The 23,177-nt window shown below is 61.7% G+C and carries 20 protein-coding genes; 16 read left to right on the top strand and 4 right to left on the bottom strand.

Features of this window, described 5'->3' with window-relative positions:
* Positions 1 to 2: 2 nt before the first annotated feature.
* Together BFQ03_RS16250 and BFQ03_RS16245 are read right to left on the bottom strand one after the other, a co-directional pair.
* Positions 3 to 2,756 carry a response regulator gene (locus BFQ03_RS16250; protein WP_032861532.1) on the bottom strand — a complete coding sequence of 918 codons (2,754 nt, stop codon included), beginning with the start codon at positions 2,754 to 2,756 and terminating at the stop codon, positions 3 to 5.
* 273 nt (positions 2,757 to 3,029) lie between these two features.
* Complete coding sequence (locus BFQ03_RS16245; protein WP_032861531.1) at positions 3,030 to 3,545, bottom strand: DUF2062 domain-containing protein; 516 nt, start codon at positions 3,543 to 3,545, stop codon at positions 3,030 to 3,032.
* Positions 3,546 to 3,680: 135 nt separating this feature from the next.
* Between BFQ03_RS16245 and BFQ03_RS16240 the strand changes: the two genes are divergently transcribed.
* From BFQ03_RS16240 to BFQ03_RS16185, 12 genes are all read left to right on the top strand, one after another.
* Positions 3,681 to 5,936 carry a DNA internalization-related competence protein ComEC/Rec2 gene (locus tag BFQ03_RS16240; protein ID WP_239695249.1) on the top strand — a complete coding sequence of 752 codons (2,256 nt, stop codon included), beginning with the start codon at positions 3,681 to 3,683 and terminating at the stop codon, positions 5,934 to 5,936.
* 75 nt (positions 5,937 to 6,011) lie between these two features.
* The gene (locus tag BFQ03_RS16235) at positions 6,012 to 6,647 is read left to right on the top strand and encodes a MotA/TolQ/ExbB proton channel family protein (RefSeq protein WP_029299724.1); all 636 of its coding nucleotides are present in this window, start codon (positions 6,012 to 6,014) and stop codon (positions 6,645 to 6,647) included.
* Complete coding sequence (locus BFQ03_RS16230) at positions 6,644 to 7,072, top strand: ExbD/TolR family protein (protein WP_032861529.1); 429 nt, start codon at positions 6,644 to 6,646, stop codon at positions 7,070 to 7,072. Before BFQ03_RS16235 ends, BFQ03_RS16230 begins: the two co-directional genes overlap by 4 nt.
* Complete coding sequence (lpxK, locus tag BFQ03_RS16225; protein ID WP_065943560.1) at positions 7,072 to 8,082, top strand: tetraacyldisaccharide 4'-kinase; 1,011 nt, start codon at positions 7,072 to 7,074, stop codon at positions 8,080 to 8,082. Before BFQ03_RS16230 ends, lpxK begins: the two co-directional genes overlap by 1 nt.
* Before the next feature lie 24 nt (positions 8,083 to 8,106).
* Positions 8,107 to 8,292: a Trm112 family protein gene (locus BFQ03_RS16220; RefSeq protein ID WP_003174668.1), complete on the top strand. Its 186-nt coding sequence runs from the start codon at positions 8,107 to 8,109 to the stop codon at positions 8,290 to 8,292.
* A complete protein-coding gene (kdsB, locus tag BFQ03_RS16215; protein WP_032861524.1) occupies positions 8,289 to 9,053 on the top strand; it encodes a 3-deoxy-manno-octulosonate cytidylyltransferase in 765 nt (254 codons plus the stop codon). The genes BFQ03_RS16220 and kdsB overlap by 4 nt, the downstream gene beginning before the upstream one ends.
* Positions 9,053 to 9,517 carry a low molecular weight protein-tyrosine-phosphatase gene (locus BFQ03_RS16210; RefSeq protein ID WP_032861522.1) on the top strand — a complete coding sequence of 155 codons (465 nt, stop codon included), beginning with the start codon at positions 9,053 to 9,055 and terminating at the stop codon, positions 9,515 to 9,517. Before kdsB ends, BFQ03_RS16210 begins: the two co-directional genes overlap by 1 nt.
* Positions 9,514 to 10,533 carry a UDP-N-acetylmuramate dehydrogenase gene (gene murB / locus BFQ03_RS16205; RefSeq protein WP_032861521.1) on the top strand — a complete coding sequence of 340 codons (1,020 nt, stop codon included), beginning with the start codon at positions 9,514 to 9,516 and terminating at the stop codon, positions 10,531 to 10,533. Before BFQ03_RS16210 ends, murB begins: the two co-directional genes overlap by 4 nt.
* A 293-nt stretch (positions 10,534 to 10,826) precedes the next feature.
* Positions 10,827 to 11,297, top strand: a complete 471-nt coding sequence (locus BFQ03_RS16200) for a (2Fe-2S)-binding protein (protein ID WP_032861520.1) — start codon at positions 10,827 to 10,829, stop codon at positions 11,295 to 11,297.
* On the top strand, positions 11,294 to 13,615 hold the full coding sequence (locus tag BFQ03_RS16195; RefSeq protein ID WP_032861519.1) for a xanthine dehydrogenase family protein molybdopterin-binding subunit: 2,322 nt from the start codon (positions 11,294 to 11,296) through the stop codon (positions 13,613 to 13,615). Before BFQ03_RS16200 ends, BFQ03_RS16195 begins: the two co-directional genes overlap by 4 nt.
* The gene (locus BFQ03_RS16190; protein ID WP_065943559.1) at positions 13,615 to 14,601 is read left to right on the top strand and encodes an XdhC family protein; all 987 of its coding nucleotides are present in this window, start codon (positions 13,615 to 13,617) and stop codon (positions 14,599 to 14,601) included. Before BFQ03_RS16195 ends, BFQ03_RS16190 begins: the two co-directional genes overlap by 1 nt.
* A complete protein-coding gene (locus BFQ03_RS16185) occupies positions 14,598 to 15,185 on the top strand; it encodes a nucleotidyltransferase family protein (RefSeq protein ID WP_032861516.1) in 588 nt (195 codons plus the stop codon). Before BFQ03_RS16190 ends, BFQ03_RS16185 begins: the two co-directional genes overlap by 4 nt.
* Before the next feature lie 126 nt (positions 15,186 to 15,311).
* Here the strand turns inward: BFQ03_RS16185 and rne are convergent, their stop codons facing one another.
* Entirely contained in the window at positions 15,312 to 18,560 is a 3,249-nt protein-coding gene (gene rne / locus BFQ03_RS16180; protein ID WP_032861515.1) for a ribonuclease E, read from the bottom strand.
* 701 nt (positions 18,561 to 19,261) lie between these two features.
* Between rne and rluC the strand changes: the two genes are divergently transcribed.
* From rluC to sppA, 3 genes are read left to right on the top strand one after another with little or no spacing between them, the layout of a single operon-like run.
* Positions 19,262 to 20,221: a 23S rRNA pseudouridine(955/2504/2580) synthase RluC gene (gene rluC, locus BFQ03_RS16175; protein ID WP_032861514.1), complete on the top strand. Its 960-nt coding sequence runs from the start codon at positions 19,262 to 19,264 to the stop codon at positions 20,219 to 20,221.
* The gene (locus BFQ03_RS16170; RefSeq protein WP_065943558.1) at positions 20,208 to 20,870 is read left to right on the top strand and encodes an HAD-IIIA family hydrolase; all 663 of its coding nucleotides are present in this window, start codon (positions 20,208 to 20,210) and stop codon (positions 20,868 to 20,870) included. Before rluC ends, BFQ03_RS16170 begins: the two co-directional genes overlap by 14 nt.
* Positions 20,871 to 20,891: 21 nt before the next feature.
* On the top strand, positions 20,892 to 21,881 hold the full coding sequence (sppA, locus tag BFQ03_RS16165; RefSeq protein ID WP_065943557.1) for a signal peptide peptidase SppA: 990 nt from the start codon (positions 20,892 to 20,894) through the stop codon (positions 21,879 to 21,881).
* A gap of 69 nt (positions 21,882 to 21,950) precedes the next feature.
* On the opposite strand, the gene BFQ03_RS16160 is transcribed toward sppA, so the two are convergent.
* Positions 21,951 to 22,529: a Maf family protein gene (locus tag BFQ03_RS16160; protein ID WP_032861510.1), complete on the bottom strand. Its 579-nt coding sequence runs from the start codon at positions 22,527 to 22,529 to the stop codon at positions 21,951 to 21,953.
* 105 nt (positions 22,530 to 22,634) lie between these two features.
* Here BFQ03_RS16160 and BFQ03_RS16155 point away from each other — a divergent pair, with 105 nt between their 5' ends.
* On the top strand, positions 22,635 to 23,165 hold the full coding sequence (locus BFQ03_RS16155; protein ID WP_029299696.1) for a YceD family protein: 531 nt from the start codon (positions 22,635 to 22,637) through the stop codon (positions 23,163 to 23,165).
* Positions 23,166 to 23,177 lie beyond the last annotated feature (12 nt).

Genomic DNA, 23,177 nt, shown 5'->3' with positions numbered 1-23,177 from the left:
TGTCAGGCGTTGACCCGTGCCTCGCTGGCAAGGCGGGCAATGGCCATGTCCAGCTCATCGAGGGCGGCCATGGCCTTGGCGTCATCCTGCTTGAGCAAGGTTTCGGCCCGCTGGCAGGCGGCCCGGAGTTGCGGCACGCCGCAGTAGCGGGTAGCGCCGTGCAGGCGATGGACCCGTTCGATCAACGCGTTATTGTCGCAGGCTTCGCGGGCGATACAGACCGCCTCGCGGTCGGCTTCCAGGGAGGCCAACAGCATGGCCAGCATATCGGCGGCCAAGTCAGCCTTGCCGGCCGCCAGGCGCAGGCCTTCTTCATGGTCCAGCACCGGCAGTTGCGCGGCAGGGCCGTGGCCCTCGGCAGCGCGTTCCGGGCCTTGATTGCGCAAGGCCAGGCCGGTCCATTTCAGTACCACCTGGGCCAGTTGCCGTTCGCTGATGGGTTTGGTCAGGTAGTCATCCATGCCGCTTTGCAGCAGGGCGCGCTTTTCATTGGCCATGGCATGGGCCGTCAGCGCGACGATAGGCAGCGGCGTACCATGACGCTCGCTTTCCCACTGACGAATCGCTTCGGTGCTCTGGCGCCCGTCCATGCCGGGCATCTGCACGTCCATCAACACCAGGTCGAAGGCTTCCTTCTTCACCGCTTCGATGGCGGTATAGCCGCTTTCCACGGCCTGGACCTTGGCGCCCATGTCTTCGAGCAGGGTCTGTACCAGCAGCAGGTTGGCCGGGTTGTCGTCGACACACAACACCCGTGGCGCGCGGCTGGACAACGGCTCGCCCGGTTCGCTGCGCAATGGCCGAGGGCTGATCAGGTCGGACAGTGCCCGGCGCAATTTGCGGGTGCAGGCCGGCTTGGCCTGCAACTGGCTATTGGGGTTGGGCACCGACAGGTTGAACAGCATCTGTTCGGTGGTCGGGCACAGCACCAGGACTTTGCAACCCAGGTGTTCAAGGTCCCAGAGATGTTGGTTGAGGCGTTCCGGCGGAATATCGTTGGCGGTGATGCCCAGTACGGCCAGGTCGATGGCCTGCTCGGTCTGGTGCGCGCTGGTAATGCCGTTGGTCAGGTTCTCCAGGCTGTTGAACGGCGTGACTTCAAGGCCGCAGTCTTCCAACTGATGTTGCAGGGCCTGGCGCGCCAACTCGTGATTCTCCAGCACGGCCACACGCCGGCCCAGCAGCGGCGGGGCCGGCAGGTCTTCGATATCGTCGCGGGTCTTCGGCAGGTTGAGGCTGATCCAGAATTCCGAACCTTGGCCTGGCGTGCTGTCGACGCCGATTTCGCCGCCCATCTGCTCGATCAGGCGCTTGGAAATCACCAGCCCCAGGCCCGTGCCGCCCGGTTGGCGTGACAGCGAGTTATCCGCCTGGCTGAAGGCCTGGAACAGCGCCCGCACATCCTGGTTGGACAGGCCGATGCCGGTGTCCTGCACACTGATGCGCAGTTGCACGCTGTCTTCCTGCTCGTCTTCGAGCATGGCCCGGGCAACGATGGTGCCTTCGCGGGTGAACTTAATGGCATTGCTGACCAGGTTGGTCAGGATCTGCTTGAGTCGCAGCGGGTCGCCTACCAGCGACAGCGGCGTATCGCGGTAGACCAGGCTCACCAGTTCCAGCTGTTTGGCGTGGGCGGCCGGGGCGAGGATGGTCAGGGTGTCTTGCAGCAAGTCGCGCAGGTTGAACGGAATATTGTCGAGTACCAGCTTGCCGGCTTCGATTTTCGAGAAGTCGAGAATTTCGTTGATGATGCCCAGCAGGTTGTCGGCGGACTTTTCGATGGTGCCCAGGTAATCCAACTGGCGGGGCGAGAGCTCGCTTTTCTGCAACAGGTGGGTGAAACCGAGGATGCCGTTGAGCGGCGTGCGGATTTCATGGCTCATATTGGCCAGGAACTCTGACTTGATGCGGCTGGCTTCCAAAGCCTCCTTGCGGGCCAGGTCCAGCTCGATGTTCTGGATCTCGATGGTTTCCAGGTTCTGGCGCACATCTTCGGTGGCCTGGTCGATGCTGTGTTGCAATTCTTCCTGGGCGTTTTGCAAGGTATCGGCCATGCGGTTGATGCCGGATGCCAACTGATCCAGCTCCTGGCTGCCCAGCGGTGGCAAACGGGTTTCCAGGTTGCCATCCTTGAGCTGTGCCACGGCTTGCTTGATCTGGCCGATGGGCGAGTTGATCGTGCGGCTAATGCGCAAGGCCAGGGCGGCGGTGCAGATCAGGCCGATGGCGATCAACAGCAAACTGGCAAACAGGCTGCGATAGCCGCGCAACAGCATGCCATTGTGGGACAACTCCAGCTCGACCCAGCCCAGCAGGCGATCGGCCTCATCGGGAATCAGCTCGCCGGCAAGGTTGCGATGGCGGCCGAACACCGGCAGCAGGTAGCGGGTGGCGTCATTGCCCGTGCGCTGCAACAGATGGGAGCTGTTGCCGATGGGCGATTGGTTGAGCATGGTCGGGCCGGCATGGGCCAGGGGCGAGCGGTCGGGCGCCAGGAAGGACACGGCGCGTACATCGACTTGCTCCAGGGACTGGGTGGCGATGCGTTCCAGCAGATCGGTGTTCTTGTTGCCCAGTGCCGGGGCTACCAGTGGCGCCAGTTGCTCGGCAATCATCTCGCCGCGATTGAGCAATTGGGTTTGCAGGTCCGAGAGCTGCATCCAGGTGAAATAACCGCCCAAAAGCAATGCCATCAGGCTGGTAGGCAACAAGGTCAGCAACAGTACGCGGCCTTTTATCCCCATTCTTCTAAGCACGCCACTCTCCCACTACCACACTGTTGTCGACATTCTACGCAGGCATCCGGCCCGCGCTACCTGCGCAGTGTAGCCATATGAGGGGTTTGGAATCTTGCAAAAGATGATTGAGGGGACGATGGCGGGATTATTGAGCTGCGGTAACGGCGGGTATCGGTTCCGCCCTGACAGCCGACCTTATCGTCGAAGCGTGCGCATACTCCTGTAGGAGCTGGCTTGCCGACGATGGCGCCAGCCGGGACACCTCTGCTTCTAAACAGAGGAGGCCGCCTTCTACCGATTACGCTGCTGGCGCTTTTTCCACTGATGACCCACCCACCACCGCCAATAGAGCATGGTCAGGCAGTACGCCAGCGCGCCCAATACCAGGCCCATCACCACCGAACCCAGCAGGAACGGCTGCCACATGGTCGACAGTTGCCCACTGATCCATTCCCAAGTCAGCTCATCGGGCAGGGTGCGGGCCGGGATGTTCATCAGCCAGGTGCCGGTCATGTAGGTGCAGAAGAACACTACCGGCATGGTAATCGGGTTGGTCAGCCATACCAGGCTCACGGCGATGGGCATATTGCCGCGCACGGAGATGGCGAGCACGGCTGCCAGCAACATTTGCAAGGGAATGGGAATGAAAGCAGCAAACAGGCCGACAGCCATGGCCCGGGCAACGGAGTGCCGGTTCAGGTGCCAGAGGTTCGGGTCATGGAGCAACTTGCCGAGAAAGCGTAAGGACTTGTGTTCCCTGATGCTGGTCGGATCGGGCATGTACCGTTTGAATAAGCGCCGTGGCATAAGGGGTCCAGGTCAGTTCGAGGGGCAAGTATGCCCGTATTCTACGAACGGGAAATTCAGACTTTGTGACAAAAAATAATAGTTCGCCCTGAACCGCTCGGCTAACACTCCTGGGTCACTTTCAAGGAATGGCCCATGCGTACAGGGATGTTTGCGCTGGCGTTGGGGCTGCTGGCATTGCGCCTGCTGCCCGTCTTGCCGCCGGTCGGTTGGTTGCTGGTGTTGCCGGTGGTGGCGTTGATGCTGCTGCCGTTTCGTACTTATCCGCTGGCGTTTTTTCTACTGGGCTTGGCGTGGGCCTGTTTCAGTGCGCAACGGGCACTGGACGACCGGCTAACTGTCGCGCTGGATGGCCAGACTCGTTGGCTGGAAGGGCGCGTCAGTGGGCTGCCGCAACAGGGCAATGGGGTCGTGCGGTTTGAGCTGAGCGACAGCCGGTCACGCCAGGACCGGCTACCTCAACGCATCCGCGTGAGCTGGCAGGGCGGCCCGCCAGTACACAGCGGTGAGCGCTGGCGTTTGGCCGTCACCCTCAAGCGTCCGCCTGGCCTGCTGAATTTCCATGGATTCGACCAGGAAGCCTGGCTATTGGCCCAGCGTGTGGGCGCGACCGGCTCGGTCAAGGATGGCCAACGCCTGGCGCCTGCCCGACAGGCCTGGCGCGACGGGATCCGCCAGCAGCTACTGGCGGTCGATGCCCAGGGTCGTGAAGCCGGGCTGGCCGCATTGGTACTGGGTGACGGCTCCGGCTTGGCCGCCGAGGACTGGCGCATTTTGCAGGGCACCGGCACCGTACATTTATTGGTCATCTCTGGCCAACACATCGGCCTGTTGTCGGGGTTGATCTATGCACTGGTGGCCGGGTTGGCGCGCTATGGCTGCTGGCCCAGACGCTTGCCTTGGCTGCCTTGGGCCTGCGGCCTGGCATTTGCCGCGGCGCTGGCTTATGGCTTGCTGGCCGGTTTTGAGGTGCCGGTGCAGCGGGCCTGTGTGATGGTCGGGCTGGTGTTGCTGTGGCGCCTGCGGTTTCGCCATCTGGGGATCTGGTGGCCGCTGCTGCTGGCCCTGAATGCGGTGTTGATCCTTGAACCCTTGGCCAGTCTGCAGCCGGGTTTCTGGCTGTCATTTGCCGCCGTGGCCGTGTTGGTGCTGGCCTTCAGCGGCCGCTTGGGCCCCTGGCGTATGTGGCAGGCCTGGACCCGCGCCCAATGGCTGATCGCTATTGGGCTGTTTCCGTTACTACTGATCCTTGGTTTACCGATCAGCTTGAGTGCACCTCTGGCCAATTTGTTTGCGGTGCCGTGGATCAGCCTGCTGGTGCTGCCGCTGGCGTTGGCGGGCACGTTGTTGCTGGCGGTGCCAGGGCTGGGCAGTGGCTTGCTGTGGCTGGCGGGCGGGGCGCTGGATTGGCTGTTCAAGGCCCTGGCCTTGCTGGCCGGACAGGTGCCAGTGTGGATGCCTGCCGAGGTGCCCGTCGGTTACTGGCTACTGAGCCTGCTGGGGGCGCTGCTGTTATTGATGCCCAAGGGCATTCCTTTTCGTCTGCTGGGGTGGCCCCTGTTGCTGCTGGCGGTGTTCCCGCCCCGTGAATCGATCCCGCTGGGCCAGGTGGCAGTGGAGCAACTGGATGTCGGCCAGGGCCTGGCGGTGGTGTTACGTACCCGTCACCACACGCTGTTGTATGACGCCGGGCCGCGCTTCGGGGATTTTGATATCGGCGCGCGCGTGGTACTGCCGACACTGCGCAAACTGGGAGTTACTCAACTGGACCTGATGCTGCTCAGCCACGCCGACGCGGATCATGCCGGTGGCGCGGCGGCGGTAGCGCGTGGGTTGCCGGTCAAGCGGGTGGTGGGCGGGGAAACCCAGGGGCTGCCGGCATCCCTCGGCGCCCTGGCCTGTGTCAGTGGCGAGCGCTGGGAGTGGGATGGCGTGGTGTTTCAGTTATGGCAATGGGCCGATGCCCGCAACGGCAATGCGAAGTCGTGCGTGCTACAGGTCCAGGCCAGTGGCGAACGGCTACTGCTGACCGGCGATATTGACCGCGAGGCCGAACGGGCCTTGCTCACCACGCCATTGGCGGTGCCCACGGATTGGCTGCAAGTGCCCCATCATGGCAGCCGCAGTTCCTCGTCATGGCCGTTTGTCCAGCAGTTGGCGCCCAAGGCCGTGCTGATCTCCCGGGGGCGCGGCAATGGCTTTGGCCATCCGCACCCGCAAGTGCTGGCGCGTTATCAGCATTTTGGCAGCGCTATTTATGACAGCGCTGAACAGGGCGCCATACGTCTGCGCCTGGGGGCATTCCAGGCCCCGGTGATGGCGCGCAGCCAGCGCCGTTTCTGGCGCACGCCAGCAATTGACGCTTACCAAAGGCCGGTACCTGCGACATGATGGCTGTCGGCGGGCAGGCCCTTCCTCGCCAGCCTATATGCTAAAGTGGCGCACTTTTTCGAGGGGGCATTCACTGTGTGGGAATTGGTCAAATCCGGCGGCTGGATGATGTTGCCGATCATTCTGAGCTCCATCGCCGCACTCGGCATCGTTGCCGAACGCCTGTGGACCCTGCGCGCCAGCCGTGTGACCCCTGATCATCTGCTGGGGCAGGTCTGGCGCTGGATCAAGGACAAGCAACTGGACAAGGAGAAACTCAAGGAGCTGCGGGCCAATTCGCCCCTTGGGGAGATCCTCGCTGCCGGCCTTGCCAACTCCAAGCATGGTCGCGAGATCATGAAGGAATGCATTGAAGAAGCCGCCGCCCGAGTGATCCACGAGCTGGAGCGCTATATCAATGCCCTGGGCACCATCGCGGCAATGGCACCGTTGCTCGGCCTGCTCGGCACCGTGCTGGGCATGATCGATATCTTCAGCGCCTTCACCGGTTCCGGCATGACCACTAACGCCTCGGTGTTGGCCGGAGGGATTTCCAAGGCCCTGATCACCACGGCGGCGGGCCTGATGGTGGGGATCCCGGCGGTATTCTTCCACCGTTTCCTGCAGCGCCGTATCGATGAGTTGGTGGTGGGCATGGAGCAGGAAGCCATCAAGCTGGTGGAAGTGGTCCAGGGCGACCGTGATGTCGATCTGGTCGAGGGCAAAGCGTGAAATTTCGCCGCAAGCCCCGGGAAAGCGTCGATATCAACCTGGCGTCATTGATCGATGTGGTGTTCATCCTGTTGCTGTTTTTTGTCGTCACCACCACCTTTACCCGGGAAACCCAACTGCGGGTCGAACTGCCGGAAGCCGTCAGCGGCTCGCCGGCCGAGGACCAGCAGCTCAAGCAACTGGACATCACCATCAGCGCCGAAGGGGTGTTTTCAGTGAACAACCAGTTGCTGGAGAAAAACGACGTGGCCAGCGTGATGGATGCGCTGCAGAAGGAGTCTGGCGGTGATACGCAAATGCCGCTGTCCATCAGCGCCGATGGCAAGACCCCGCACCAGGCCGTGATCACCGCGATGGATGCTGCCGGCAAGCTCGGTTTCAGCCATTTGCGCATGACCACCGTCGAGGCGGCGGGGCAGCCCTGATGGCCTTGTCCGATCGTTTGCTCAAGGCCTGGTACGACGGCCATCCGGCGCTCAAGCTCCTGCAACCGCTGGAGGCACTCTATCGCCGGGTGGTAACACGCAAGCGCGAGCGTTTCCTGGCGGGAGAAGGGACGATCTACCAATCACCGGTGCCCATCGTTGTCGTCGGCAATATCACCGTGGGCGGCACGGGCAAGACGCCGTTGATCCTGTGGTTGATCGACCATTGCCAGCGCAGCGGCTTGCGGGTGGGGGTGGTCAGCCGTGGCTACGGTGCCAAGCCGCCGCAATTGCCATGGCGGGTGCAAGCCAGCGATAGCGCCCAGGTGGCCGGTGACGAACCCTTGTTGATTGTGCAGCGCAGCGGCGTCCCCCTGATGATCGACCCTGATCGTAGCCGTGCGGTGCAGGCACTGTTGGCCAGCGAAACCCTGGACCTGATCCTGTCCGACGACGGCTTGCAACATTACCGCCTGGCCCGTGACCTTGAACTGGTGCTGATCGACAACGCCCGTGGCCTGGGCAATCGCCGTTGCCTGCCCGCCGGGCCGCTGCGCGAGCCGGTCGAGCGCCTGCAAAGCGTCGATGCCGTGTTGTACAACGGTGCCGGAGCCGACCGCGAGGATGGCTTCGCCTTCCGTCTTTTACCGACCACGCTGGTCAACCTGTCAACCGGCGAGCGCCAGCCGCTGGACCATTTTCCCGTGGGGCAGCAGGTGCATGCGGTCGCCGGCATCGGCAACCCGCAACGTTTCTTCAATACCCTTGAAACGCTACACTGGCTGCCAATACCCCATGCGTTTGCCGACCATGCACCCTACAGTGCAGAGGTCCTGAATTTCACGCCGTCACTGCCGCTGGTCATGACCGAAAAGGACGCGGTGAAGTGCCGCGCCTTTGCCCAGGCACACTGGTGGTACCTTGCAGTCGATGCGGCACCGTCACCGGCGTTTATCGCCTGGTTCGACACGCAGTTGATGCGCCTGTTGCCGGCTCGCCTTTTGCCTTAAACCGCTTTTATCCAGGAAATCCTCATGGACACCAAACTGCTCGATATCCTCGCTTGCCCGATCTGCAAAGGCCCGCTCAAGCTCAGCGCTGACAAGACCGAACTGATCAGCAAAGGCGCCGGCCTGGCGTACCCGATCCGCGACGGCATCCCGGTGATGCTGGAAAGCGAAGCCCGTACCCTGACCACCGACGAGCGCCTGGATAAATGACCACTGCCTTCACTGTTGTCATTCCATCGCGCTACGCCTCCACCCGCCTGCCCGGCAAACCGCTGCAAATGATCGGCGACAAGCCGATGATCCAGTTGGTCTGGGAGCAGGCCTGCAAAAGCAGCGCCCAGCGCGTGGTGGTGGCCACTGATGACCTGCGGATCATCGAGGCCTGCAAGGGGTTTGGCGCCGAAGCGGTGCTGACCCGTGAAGATCACAACTCCGGCACCGACCGCCTGGCCGAAGTCGCCACGCACCTGGGCCTGGCGCCGGACGCCATTGTGGTCAACGTGCAAGGCGACGAGCCGCTGATCCCGCCGAGTGTCATCGATCAGGTCGCCGCCAACCTGGCCGCCCATCCTGAAGCACGCATGGCGACCCTGGCCGAACCGATCGAAGACATCCAGACCCTGTTCAATCCGAACGTGGTGAAGGTGGTCAGCGACATCAATGGCCTGGCCCTGACGTTCAGCCGTTCGACCCTGCCCTGGGCGCGCGATGAATTCGCCAAGCAGCGTGACGTATTGCCGGCCGGCGTGCCGTATCGCCGCCATATCGGCATTTACGCCTACCGCGCCGGCTTCCTGCATGATTTCGTCAGCTGGGGCCCGTGCTGGCTGGAGAACACCGAGGCCCTGGAGCAACTGCGGGCCCTGTGGCATGGCGTGCGGATTCATGTCGACGATGCCATGCAAGCCCCACCAGCCGGCGTCGATACCCAGGAAGACCTTGAGCGCGTACGCCGGTTGCTGGGGGTTTGATGGAAGTCCTGTTTGTGTGCCTGGGCAATATCTGCCGCTCGCCCACCGCCGAAGGCGTCCTGCGCCATAAATTGCGGGCCGCCGGGTTGGCGGATCGGGTCGAGGTGGCCTCGGCCGGTACCGGCGAATGGCATATCGGCAAGGCACCGGACAAGCGCAGCCAGCAGGCAGCATTGCGTCGCGGCTACGACTTGTCGGCCCAGCGTGCGCAGCAGGTGTCGCGTGCCGACTTTGCACGCTACGACCTGATCCTGGCCATGGACCAGAGCAACCTGCGTAACCTCAAGGCCATGCAACCGGCCAAGGGCAAGGCAGAGTTGGACCTGTTCCTGCGCCGCTACGATTCGGCGGTGGATGAAGTGCCGGATCCGTATTACGACGGCGAGCAAGGTTTCGAACAGGTCCTGGACCTGATCGAGGCCGCTTGTGATTTGCTGGTGATCGAATTGAAGGGGCGTTTATGAGCCTGGATGTACAGCCCCAGGTTTCCCTGAAGGCCTTCAACAGTTTTGGTATCGATGTGCGAGCGCAGTTGTTCGCCGAAGCCCATAGCGACGCAGATGTGCGCGAGGCCCTGGCCTATGCAGCCGCACAACAGCTGCCGTTGCTGGTGATCGGGGGCGGTAGCAACCTGCTGCTGACCCAGGATATCGCGGCGCTGGTGTTGCGCATGGCGACCCGTGGGATTCGGGTCCTGCACGATGATGGCCAGCAGGTTGTGGTGGAGGCTGAAGCGGGCGAAGCCTGGCATCCTTTTGTGCTGTGGACCCTTGAGCAAGGGTTCTCTGGCCTGGAAAACCTCAGCCTGATTCCCGGTACCGTCGGTGCCGCGCCGATGCAGAACATCGGTGCCTACGGGGTCGAGATCAAGGATGTGTTCGCCGGCCTGACCGCCCTCGACCGCCAGACCGGCGAGCTGCGGGATTTCAGCCTGCAAGAATGCAACTTCGCCTACCGTGACAGCCTGTTCAAGCACGAAGTGGGACGCTGGCTGATCCTGCGGGTGCGCTTTGCCCTGAACCGTGTCGCGCACCTCAAGTTGGGTTATGGCCCGGTGCAGCAACGCCTGGCCGAACAAGGCATCACCCAGGCGACGCCGAGCGATGTCAGCCGGGCCATTTGCAGCATCCGCAGTGAAAAGCTGCCCGACCCTGCGGTCTTGGGCAATGCCGGCAGTTTCTTCAAGAACCCGCTGGTATCCCAGGTTCTGGCTGCGCAATTGCAGCTGCAATATCCCGATCTGGTGGCCTATCCCCAGGCTGATGGCCAAGTGAAACTGGCGGCGGGCTGGTTGATTGACAAGGCTGGCTGGAAGGGCTTTCGTGACGGCGATGCCGGCGTACACCGCTTGCAGGCGCTGGTGCTGGTCAATTATGGCGCGGCCACGGGCCTGGAAATTTCGAGCCTGGCGCAACGTATCCAGCGCGATATCGCCGAGCGCTTCCAGGTCGATCTGGAAATGGAGCCCAATCGTTATTGAGCTACGCTTCTAGCGTGTTGAACAAAGCCCTGCATTGCAGGGCTTTTTTGTTAATGCTGGGTTAACTTAGCAGGCTAACGATGCCTGTTTATTGTTCGATCGATGCTGTTTATCAAAGGCCCGGTGAAAGGCTGGTGTTGTTCGCGCAGGGAATTGTAGGCACATTCCCTGACGCAAAACCTGTCTTCACAAGAGAGCCCGATTAGCCTGAGCCATCTGCGTGAACCGACTCCGCTTCCTTAAAAGCGGCAGATAGCTCGACCCCATAATCCAATCACTATGCGGGCGTGCCCATGATTACTCTCAAGCTCAACGGTCAAGATCATCCACTGGACGCCACCGAGGACATGCCCCTGCTGTGGGCGATCCGTGACGTGGCGGGTTACAACGGTACCAAGTTCGGTTGTGGCATGGGCTTGTGCGGCGCCTGCACCATCCATATCGATGGGGCGCCGGCACGCAGTTGCATCACGCCCATTGGCTCGGTCAAGGGGCAGAACGTCAGCACTATCGACAACCTGCACAATGATCCAGTCGGTCAAGTGGTACAGCAGGCGTGGCTGGACACGGCGGTGGCCCAATGCGGTTACTGCCAGGGCGGGCAGATCATGTCGGCCACCGCGCTGCTGAAAACCAACCCCAACCCCAGTGATGCGCAGATTGAAGAGGCGATGGTCGGCAATATCTGCCGTTGTGGCACCTACAATCGGATCAAGACCGCGATCCGCCAGGCTGCCACCCACCTGCAGGAGGCCAAGGCATGAGCCAGTTGCCTGCTGATTTCGTCCTGAACAACCTCAGCCGTCGCGGCTTTCTCAAGGGTGTTGGCGCGACCGGCGCCCTGGTAGTGGCTGCCAGTTGGGGCTTGCCCGATGCCTTTGCCGAAGAAGTGAAGAAGTACGGCGCCCAAGCCATGCCCAATGGCGTGATCGACGACCCCAAGGTCTACGTCAGTATTGCCGCCGACGGCAGCGTGACCGTGGTCTGCAACCGCTCGGAGATGGGCCAGGGCGTGCGCACCAGCCTGGCCATGGTGGTGGCCGACGAACTGGAAGCCGACTGGGCCAGGGTCAAAGTCGAACAGGCGCCCGGTGACGAAGTGCGCTTTGGGAACCAGGACACTGATGGCTCGCGCAGCATGCGCCATTGGTACGAGCCAATGCGTCGTTGCGGTGCTGCCGCGCGGACCATGCTGGAACAGGCGGCCGCCGAGCAGTGGAAAGTCCCGCTGGGTGAGTGTCGTGCACAGCTGCATAAAGTGATTCACCAGCCCAGCGGTCGTGAACTGGGCTATGGCGCCCTGGCCGCTGCCGCCGCAGCACTGGCAGTACCGGCGCGGGACAGCCTGCGGCTCAAGCAACCGTCGGAGTTTCGTTATATCGGCAAAGAAGCGAGCAAGGCTATCGACGGTGTCGATATCGTCAACGGTCGGGCGGTGTACGGCGCCGATGTGCATTTTGACGGCATGCTGTTCGCCACTGTCGCGCGGCCCAAGGTGTATGGCGGCAAGGTCAAATCATTTGATGCCAGCGCGGCGTTGAAAGTGCCGGGTGTGATCAAGGTCCTGGAGATCGAGAGCCGCCCCATACCCTCGGAGTTCCAGCCATTGGGCGGCGTGGCGGTGGTCGCCAGCAACACCTGGGCGGCAATCAAGGGGCGTGAGGCGCTGCAGATTGTCTGGGACGACGGCGCCAATGCCGGCTACAACTCCACCGACTATCGCAAGACTCTGGAAGCCGCCGCCCTCAAACCCGGCAAAGTGGTGCGCAATACCGGCAGTATCGACCAGGCCCTGAGCGATGCCGACAGCACTTTCGACGCGGCGTATTACTTGCCACACCTGGCGCAGTCGCCGATGGAGCCGATGGTGGCGGTGGCCCGTTATCAGGACGGGCAATGCGAGGCCTGGGCGCCGAGCCAGGCACCGCAGGTCACGCGGGAGCGGGTCGCCGAGCGCCTTGGCCTGCCGTTCGACAACGTCACAATCCACGTCACCCTGTTGGGCGGTGGTTTTGGACGCAAATCGAAACCGGACTTTATCGTCGAAGCCGCGATCCTGGCCAAGGAGTTCCCCGGCAAGGCCGTGCGCGTGCAGTGGACCCGTGAAGACGATATCCACAACTCCTACTTTCATACCGTGTCCGCCGAGTATCTCAAGGCCGGCCTGAACAAGGATGGCCTGCCGTCGGGCTGGTTGCATCGCACCGTGGCCCCGAGCATCACCGCGTTGTTTGCGCCGGGCATGAACCACGAGGCCGCATTTGAACTGGGCATGGGCTTTACCAACATGGCCTACGCCATCCCCAACGTGCGCCTGGAAAACCCCGAGGCCGCCGCCCACACCCGCGTGGGTTGGTACCGCTCGGTGTCAAACATCCCCCATGGTTTTGCGATTCAGAGCTTTGTCGATGAATTGGCCCACAAGGCCGGCCAGGATCCGCTGAAGTACCAACTCAAACTGCTGGGCCCGGACCGTCAGATTGATCCGCGAACCTTGAGTGAAGAGTGGAACTACGGCGAGTCGCCCGAGCGCTATCCGATCGACACCGCTCGTATGCGTGGCGTATTGGAAACCGCGGCCAAGGCTGCTGGCTGGGGTCGTACATTGCCCAAGGGGCGTGGCCTGGGGTTGGCGGTGCATTACAGTTTCGTCACTTATGTGGCGGCGGTGATTGAGGTGGAGGTCAAGGATGACGGCACGCTGATCGTACACAAGGCCGATATTGCCGTGGACTGCGGCCCGCAGATCAACCCGGAGCGCATTCGCTCGCAGTTCGAGGGCGCCTGCGTCATGGGCCTGGGCAACGCGGTGCTGGGGGAAATCAGCTTCAAGGATGGCAAGGTCCAGCAGGACAACTTCCATATGTATGAAGTGGCGCGCATGTCCCTGGCGCCCAGGGAAATTGCCATTCATTTGGTCACGCCCAAGGGCGAGGTGCCTCTGGGCGGCGTCGGTGAGCCGGGCGTGCCGCCGATTGCGCCAGCACTGTGCAATGCGATTTTTGCGGCGACTGGCAAGCGCATCCGCAGCTTGCCGGTGCGTTATCAGTTGCAGGGCTGGCAGCAGGAGGCGAAGGCCTGATGGACAGCGTTGATCTGAATGTCTTGCGCAGCGTGCTGGAGTGGCGCCGCGCAGGGCACCGGGTGGTGCTGTACAGCGTGGTCCAGACCTGGGGCAGCGCACCACGGCCGCCGGGGGCGATGCTGGCCCTGCGCGGCGATGGCGTGGTGATTGGCTCGGTGTCCGGTGGTTGCATCGAGGACGATCTGATCGCCCGTCTGTACGATGGTCGGTTGCTCGACGATGGACCACCGGTGCAACTGGTGACCTATGGCGTTACCCGGGATGAAGCCGCGCGCTTTGGCCTGCCGTGCGGCGGCACCTTGCGCCTGACGCAGGAGCGGGTCGGTGATCCTGCGTGGGTCGCCGAGTTGCTGGCGCGTTGTGAGGCCCATGAAATTGTTGCGCGGGAGTTGGATTTGGCGACGGGCTCCGTGTGTTTAAGCGCGGCGAACAAGTCTGACATTGTCACGTTTGATGGTGAGCGCTTACGGGCCATTTATGGTCCGCGCTGGCGCCTGCTGTTGATCGGCGCGGGCCAGTTGTCGCGCTATGTGGCAGAAATGGCGCGCCTGCTGGACTTTGAAGTGTTGATCTGCGACCCGCGCCAGGAGTTTGTCCATGGCTGGGAAGAGCAGCATGGACGCTTTGTGCCGGGAATGCCCGATGAGGCCGTGCTCACTATCCAGACGGACGAGCGCACGGCCATTGTTGCCCTGACCCACGATCCGCGCCTGGACGATATGGCGTTGTTGACCGCATTGAACTCCCGGGCGTTCTACATCGGTGCCCTGGGTTCACGGGTCAATAGCCGCAAGCGCCGGGAGAACCTGGCGGTGTTGGGGTTGGGGGCCGAGGCGATTGCGCGGCTGCATGGCCCGATTGGCATTCATATCGGCAGTCATACGCCGGCAGAGATTGCCTTGTCGCTGATGGCGCATATCGTCGCGGTCAAGAACGGTGTGGAGCTGTTACAGAAGAACCCCGTACGGGAGGCGGTCAGTTGACGAGCGCGATCACTGCGATCGTCCTCGCGGCGGGGCAGGGCAGTCGTTTCCGTGCGCAAAATGGCCAGGACAAGCTATTGGCCCCTTGTGTGGGGCGTGATGGGGTGATGCGACCGGTCTTCGAGCAGGTATTGGTCAATTTACCGGCCAGTATCTCCCGGCGTTGGGTCGTCACGTCGCCTGGGCGCAGCGAGGTCATTCGTCTGGCCAGGGATTATGGATGCGAAGTACTGCTTCTGGATGCTGCGGGTATGGGCGACAGCCTTGCAGCGGCAGTGGCGGCCAGTGGCCCAAGTGCCGGTTGGCTGGTGGTGCTGGGGGATATGCCGTTTATTCAGTCGTCGAGCATTGAGCGGGTGATAGAACGCGTGGAGGGCATCAGTGTGCCGGTACATGCTGGGCAGTATGGCCATCCCGTTGCGTTTGGCCGGGCTCTAGGGCCCGCCTTGATGGAACTGACTGGGGACCGTGGCGCCAAGCCCCTGTTTGCCCAGGCTGATGTGCGGGAAGTGCCGGTGGATGATCCCGGGGTGTTGTGGGATGTGGATGTACCGCAAATGCTCAAGTTCCCACAACCCCTATAGGAGCCCATCCCTCTCTACCGCCATCGCAGGCAAGCCAGCTCCCACTTTTGATTGTTGTAGCTGCATGGAACGCATAAAAAAGCCCCGCCTGATTGCTCAGGCGGGGCTTTTTAGTTGCCGTTGGAATCAGGCGAGGGGTTTAGGCTCGTGCTCTTCTTCCAGGGCTTTTGGGTTGTGCTCTACCACTTCCTCAACGGAACGCAGGTTCTCGTCGATGGCTGGGGCCGCGTGCTCAACTTCTGCTTCGATCGCCGGTGCTTCGACAACCTCGGCAACCACCGGTGCGGCTTCGACTACGGCCGGAGCCGCCGCCGCTGCTTCTTCGGCTTCTTTCTGCAGACGCTCGGCTTCACGCTTGCGGCGACGCACTTCACGCGGGTCGTTCGGCGCACGGCCGTTTTCGGTCAGGGCGCTGGCCGGGGCTTCAACCACCGGGGCGGCCACTTCGGCAACCACTGGTGCTTCCACGACCACCGGGGCAGGTTCTGCAACCACAACCGGTTCTACTGCAACCACGACGGCTTCGGCGATCACCACTTCAGCGACCGGTGCAGGCGCTTCTTCTACCGGCGCTTGCGCGGGTGCTGGTTCGGCAGTCCACTGGAAGGCGGTCTGTTCTTCGCGAACTTCACGCACTTGTGGGGTTGGCTCGGCGGCTGGCGTTTCGACTGGCGCTTCGACAACGGCTTCAACCACAGGCTGTGGCTCAACCACGTCCGCAGGTGCAGCAACTGCTTGCGCTTCAGGCTGGGCTTCGCGAACCGGTGCAACTTCCACTTCTGGAGCAGCAGGTGTTTCGACCACGGTGGTGGCTTCGACAGCGGGTGCTTCAACGACGGCAGTTTCCTGCACGGCAGCGGTGGCACGTTCGGCCTGCTGGTTGGCTTCGGCTTCGGCAGGGGCGCTGATGACCGCGCTGGCAACGGCAGCGGTCACGGCCAGGCCAGCAGCCAGTTCGGTGCTGGTTGGCTCGTTGTTGGCGGTTTCTTCAGTGGCTTCGCCGGTCTCTTCCGAGCCTTCGATCACATTGCCGTTGGCGTCACGCTGACGCTCACGACGGTTGCTGCGACGACGCTGGCCACGGGAGCGGCGGCGTGGACGATCGCCTTCGGCGTTGTCCTGGCCATCTTCCTGTTGCTGCTCTTCGTTGGTCAGCAGTTCTTCTTCGCTGGCGGCAACGGCCTGCTCGGCGCGTGGTTGACGCTCTTCACGCGGTGGGCGTGGGGCGCGTTCCTCGCGCGGCTGGCGGGCCGGGCGTTCTTCAGTAGCGGCATCAACGGCAGCGGCGGCAACCGCCGGGACGGCGTCCAATGGCTCGCGCAGTTCACGTACACGTTCTTCACGCTCGCCACGCGGCTTGCGATCTTCACGCGGGGCGCGAGGTGCGCGCGGTGCACGTTCTTCACGTGGTGCACGCTCTTCACGCGGAGCACGTTCTTCACGGGCTACGGCCGGGGTTTCTTCACGGGCTTCGCGCGGTTGGCGCTCTTCGCGTGGTGCGCGTTCTTCACGCGGTGCACGCTCTTCGCGAGGCTTGCGCTCTTCATCACGGCGACCGTTGCGGTTACGGCTCTGCTGGCGACCGTTGCGACGCTCTTCATTGCGTGCAGGACGTTCAGCGGCAGGCTTCTCGACCACGGCAGGAGCTACCGGCTCTTCCTTGGTGGCGAACAGGCTGACCAGCGACTTCACCAGGCCCTTGAACAGGCTTGGCTCCGGCAGGGAGGCAGGAGCGGCAACCGGGGCTGCGGCTTCAGTCGGTACCGGTGCGTTGGCACGGGCCGGTGCGGTCTTGACGGCAGCTTCCTGGCGAACCAGGGTGCGGGTCGCGGCGGCTGGCTGGACTTCTTCGACTTCGGCAGCAGCAGCGGCGATTTCGTAGCTGGACTGGCCGCTGTGGGCTTCCGGGCTGTCATCACGCAGGCGTTGCACTTCGAAGTGCGGCGTTTCGAGATGATCGTTCGGCAGGATCACGATGCGGGCACGGGTGCGCAGTTCGATCTTGGTGATCGAGTTGCGTTTCTCGTTGAGCAGGAAGGCTGCAACCGGGATTGGCACTTGCGCGCGGACTTCGGCGGTGCGGTCTTTCAGGGCTTCTTCTTCGATCAGGCGCAGGATCGCCAGGGACAGCGATTCGACATCACGGATGATGCCGGTGCCATTGCAACGCGGGCAGACGATGCCGCTGCTTTCGCCCAGGGACGGACGCAGGCGCTGACGGGACATTTCCAGCAGGCCGAAGCGCGAGATGCGGCCGACTTGCACGCGGGCACGGTCGGCTTCCAGGCATTCGCGGACTTTTTCTTCCACGGCGCGCTGGTTCTTGGCAGGCGTCATGTCGATGAAGTCGATCACGATCAGGCCGCCGATATCACGCAGGCGCAGTTGGCGGGCGATTTCTTCAGCCGCTTCCAGGTTGGTCTGCAGGGCGGTTTCTTCGATGTCGCTGCCTTTGGTAGCGCGCGCCGAGTTGATGTCGATGGACACCAGGGCTTCGGTCGGATCGATGACGATGGAACCACCGGAAGGCAGTTCGACCACGCGCTGGAAGGCGGTTTCGATCTGGCTTTCGATCTGGAAACGGTTGAACAGCGGCACGCTGTCTTCGTACAGCTTGATCTTGCTGGCGTACTGCGGCATCACCTGGCGGATGAAGGTCAGGGCTTCGTCCTGGGCTTCAACGCTGTCGATCAGCACTTCGCCGATGTCCTGGCGCAGGTAGTCGCGGATGGCGCGGATGATCACGTTGCTTTCCTGATAGATCAGGAATGGCGCGGAGCGGTCCAGGGATGCTTCTTTAATAGCAGTCCACAGTTGCAGCAGGTAGTCGAGGTCCCACTGCATTTCTTCGCTGCTGCGGCCAAGGCCTGCAGTGCGCACGATCAGGCCCATGTCGGCCGGGGCGATCAGGCCGTTCAGCGCTTCACGCAGTTCGTTGCGCTCTTCGCCTTCGATACGACGGGAGATGCCGCCGGCACGCGGGTTGTTCGGCATCAGGACCAGGTAACGGCCAGCCAGGCTGATGAAGGTGGTCAGGGCTGCGCCCTTGTTGCCACGTTCTTCTTTTTCGACCTGGACGATGACTTCCTGGCCTTCGCTCAGGACGTCCTTGATGTTCACGCGGCCTTCAGGGGCTTTCTTGAAGTATTCGCGGGAGATTTCCTTGAGGGGCAGGAAGCCATGGCGCTCAGAGCCAAAATCGACAAAGGCAGCCTCAAGGCTCGGCTCGATACGAGTAATCCGGCCTTTATAGATGTTGGCCTTCTTCTGCTCGCGTGCACCGGACTCGATGTCCAGGTCGTAGAGGCGTTGGCCATCTACCAGTGCAACACGCAACTCTTCGGGTTGAGTTGCGTTAATCAGCATTCTTTTCATGTTGTACCGTCGGTTTCCGGGCTGCCGGAAACGGCGTTCGGCACACACGACTTCTCACGGTCGGTGTCAGGTGCGTCAAGAGTGGTTGGCCACTCCAGTGTCCAGCAATACCGGCCAATTGGGCTGGTATCGCGACTTACGCGTCCTGCTTGCTGTGGTGACTTAATAAGCACTCAGTCAGGAGGAGGAATCAACCGGCGACTGTGGACGAGATGAAGCGTCTAAATATAAGCCTAGTGCTACACAGTCCGACGGTTGTGCATCTCCACCCTACACGTATCCCTGATAATTCGGGTGCTGCCGCGCGCAGAATCCGCAGCGGGTTGGCATTTACCGTGTTCTCCAATGGGGAGTTCACGCTCATGGCTAATAACAGGCGTTGTTTCCGAAGCATTCGCCGTGGTCTGGTACAAGACTGACTGCACTTTGTGAACTGGCCGTAAATATCGGCGCAAGAGACGAGTAATCACTCTGTTTCCTGCACTCGCTTCAGGCCTCATGTCACCTGCGCTTGTTACAATCTTGAGCCTTCCAGTGTGGCAAGAGCCCCGTAGGACGGCCTCGCGTCCTGATGAATTGCGATGGTCAGGGGCGGCAGTTTGCCGCGAGTCCTCTGTCCAGGCCGCTTTTGGCGGCGTTCGCGACTATAGCAGCAATGATTAAGTGCTTCAATTCCATAAAAAATTGTTATCATTCCCGACATGACGACTACCGCCCCCCCGACCCCCAGCGTCCAGCTGCTTGAGGTCTCGCCGGAATATGCCGGCCAACGCATCGACAATTTTCTTCTGGCCAGGCTCAAGGGCGTGCCCAAGACCTTGATTTATCGCATTTTGCGTAAAGGCGAAGTGCGGGTGAACAAAGGCCGGATCAAGCCCGAGTACAAGCTGCAGGCGGGCGATATCGTCCGGGTGCCGCCTGTGCGGGTGCCTGAACGTGACGAGCCCGTGCCGCTGGCCCAGGGCCTGTTGCAGCGCCTTGAGGCGTCGATTGTCTTCGAAGACAGCAAGCTGATCGTGATCAATAAGCCATGTGGCATTGCGGTTCACGGCGGCAGCGGCCTGAATTTCGGGGTGATCGAAGCCTTTCGTCAGTTGCGTCCGGACGCCAAGGAGCTGGAGCTGGTCCATCGCCTGGACCGTGACACTTCCGGCCTGTTGATGATCGCCAAGAAGCGCAGCATGTTGCGCCACTTGCATACCGCCCTGCGCGGCGATGGCGTGGACAAGCGCTACATGGCCCTGGTGCGTGGCAATTGGGCCTCTTCGATCAAGAGCGTGCGTGCGCCGTTGCAGAAGAGCAACCTGCGCTCCGGCGAGCGTATGGTCGAGGTGGACGAGGAGGGCAAGGAGGCGCTGACCCTGTTCAAGGTGCTACGGCGTTTTGGTGACTTCGCAACCATGGTCGAGGCCAAGCCGGTGACCGGGCGTACCCACCAGATTCGCGTGCATACCCTGCATGCTGGCCACTGCATTGCCGGTGATACCAAGTACGGCGACGAGGGCTTCTCCAAGGAAATTCGCGACCTTGGCGGCAAGCGCCTGTTCCTGCATGCCTACATGCTGACGGTACCGTTGCCCGATGGTGGTGAATTGAAGTTGCAGGCCCCTGTCGATGAAATGTGGGCCAAGACCGTGGAGCGCCTGAGTGTCGCGCCCTGACTACAAGCTGCTGATTTTTGACTGGGATGGCACCCTGTGCGATTCCATTGGTCGGATTGTCGAGTCCATGCACATGGCCTCGACCCGTTCCGGCTTCGAGCTGTGCAGCGACCTGGCGGTCAAGGGCATTATTGGCCTGGGTTTGCCGGAAGCCATTCGCACCTTGTATCCGCAGATCACTGACAGCGAGCTGGTCGCGTTTCGCGAGCATTACGCTGATCACTACATTGCCCTGGAAGCTGAGCCTTCACCCTTGTTTGAGGGTGTGGTGCAGTCCCTGGCGGCATTGCGCGAGCAGGGCTATCACCTGGCAGTGGCCACCGGCAAGGCGCGGCGCGGCCTGGATCGGGTACTCAAGGCCAATGGTTGGGAAGATTATTTCGATATCACCCGCGCCGCTGATGAAACCGCGAGCAAGCCCCATCCCTTGATGCTGGAGCAGATCATGGCGCACTGCGGGGTTTCTGCCCGCGAGTCGTTGATGGTCGGTGATGCCTCGTTCGATTTGCTGATGGCGCGCAATGCTGGCATGGACAGTGTTGCGGTCAGCTACGGTGCCCAGTCCCCCGAAGCCTTGCAGGCGTACGAGCCGCGACTGACGATTGATCGGTTTTCTCAATTGCACGCCTGGCTCAACCAGGCCCGTTAAGTTTTTGCTGGGGTAGATGGCATGACCGATGAGTGGAAGGCGCCGAGCAAGGCCGGTGTCGATAATGGCGATGATAAAAGCTGGAAATTGCTGGAAAAGACCCTGCTGGCGGGCGTCCAGGAACAGCGTCGCGCCCGGCGCTGGGGGATCTTCTTCAAGCTCCTGACCTTTACCTACCTGATTGGCATGCTGGTGCTGTTCAGTCCTCTGGTGGACATGGAAAAAAGCGCCGTGCGCAGCGCCAACTACACCGCACTGATCGAGGTGCGCGGGGTGATTGCCGACAAGGAGTCCGCCAGCGCCGACAACATTGTCAGCAGTCTGCGCACGGCTTTCGAGGATCCCAAGGTCAAGGGTGTGGTGCTGCGCATCAACAGTCCGGGCGGCAGTCCGGTGCAGTCGGGGTATGTCTATGACGAGATCCGTCGTCTACGCGCGCTGCATCCGGACACCAAGCTGTATGCGGTGATTTCTGACCTGGGGGCTTCGGGCGCCTATTACATTGCCAGCGCTGCCGATCAGATCTACGCCGATAAGGCCAGCCTGGTGGGGTCCATTGGTGTAACGGCGGCCGGTTACGGTTTTGTCGGTGCCATGGAGAAGCTGGGTGTCGAGCGTCGTACTTATACGTCGGGCGAGCACAAGTCGTTCCTTGATCCGTTCCAGCCGCAAAAGGCTGAAGAAACCCAGTTCTGGCAGAGCGTGCTCGACACCACTCATCGCCAGTTCATTGCCAGCGTCAAGCAAGGGCGTGGTGAGCGACTCAAGGATAAAGAGCATCCGGAGTTGTTCTCCGGCTTGATCTGGTCGGGTGAGCAGGCATTGCCGTTGGGCTTGATCGACGGCCTGGGCAGTGCCAGCTCCGTGGCGCGGGATGTGATTGGCGAGAAAGAGTTGGTGGACTTCACCGTCCAGGAATCGCCGTTCGATCGCTTCTCCAAGCGTCTGGGTGCCAGTGTGGCGGAGAAGCTGGCGCTGTATATGGGCTTCCAGGGTCCGACCCTGCGCTGATCTCAGGGTTGGCATCGATCAAAATGTGGGGGCGAGCAAGCCCGCTCCCACATTGGGTTTTGTGGTGTTCTACGGTACCTGCACGCCTTCGGCCAGCAGCATATCCACCAGGCGAATCAGCGGTAGGCCGACGAGGCTGGTGGCGTCCGGCCCTTCGGTGCTCTGAAACAAGCTCACCCCCAGCCCTTCGGCCTTGAAGCTGCCAGCGCAATCGTAGGGCTGCTCGATCCGCAGGTAGCGCTCGATCTGTGCCGGGTTCAGCTGTCGCATGGTGACGGTAAAGGGGATGCAGTCCACCTGGCAATGCCCTGTTTCGCTATTGAGCAGCGCCAGGCCGGTCAGGAAGCTGACCTGCCTGCCGCTGGCGGCGAGCAATTGTTCGCGGGCCTTTTCGAAGGTGTGGGGCTTGCCGATGATCTGGTCGTCGAGCGTCGCCACCTGGTCCGAGCCGATGATCAGGTGTCCAGGGTGGCTGCTGGCGAGGGCGCGAGCCTTTTCCTCGGCCAGGCGCTTGACCAGCTCGACAGCAGGCTCGTTTTTACGGTGGCTTTCGTCGATATCCGGGGAGCTGCAGATGAACGGCAGGTGCAGGCGATTGAGCAGTTCCCGGCGATAAACCGAGCTGGAAGCGAGTAATAAAGGCAACATGTGGCTCTCCTCAAGGCAGTTGCGGATTCTAGCGAGCGGGCAGTCTGGCGCACAGGGCTGAATTTCCTTTGACATGGCCGGGTGCATCCCTATAATGCTGCGCCTATGTTGAATGACCCGATTCCACCTCACGTTGACCCGCGCAAATTGGCTGATCGTGGCACCACCCTCCAAGGTGAAGTGTTGCTGGCCGATTTGGAGAGACTCTGCGACCCGCTTTCCGACAATGTCGGTACGGTGCAGGCTAAATTCGTTTTTGAACGAGATGAACGTAAATCTGTGGTAATCCACAGTTTTATCGACACCGAGGTCAAAATGGTTTGCCAGCGTTGTCTTGAGCTGGTCACCCTGCCGATCCACAGCGAATGCAGTTATGCTGTGGTGAAAGAGGGTGCGAATACCCAGTCGTTGCCGAAAGGTTATGACGTGCTGGAACTGGGCGAAGATCCTTTGGATCTGCATGCACTGATCGAGGAAGAGCTTTTGCTCGCCTTGCCCATTGTGCCTGCTCATCATCCGGAAGAATGCCAGCAGCCGGCGGGGCTCGATGACGAGTCCGAACCGAGCGAGGACGAGGTAACGCGGTCCAACCCGTTCAGTGTATTGGCGCAGTTAAAGCGTGACCCAAACGTTTAGGAGTTAATCAAT

It is taken from the genome of Pseudomonas sp. 25 R 14 (genome assembly GCF_900004755.1).
Taxonomy (GTDB): Bacteria; Pseudomonadota; Gammaproteobacteria; order Pseudomonadales; family Pseudomonadaceae; genus Aquipseudomonas; species Aquipseudomonas brenneri.
The sequence above is the reverse complement of the archived record's forward strand: the minus strand, read 5'-3'. Positions and strand labels throughout refer to the sequence as shown.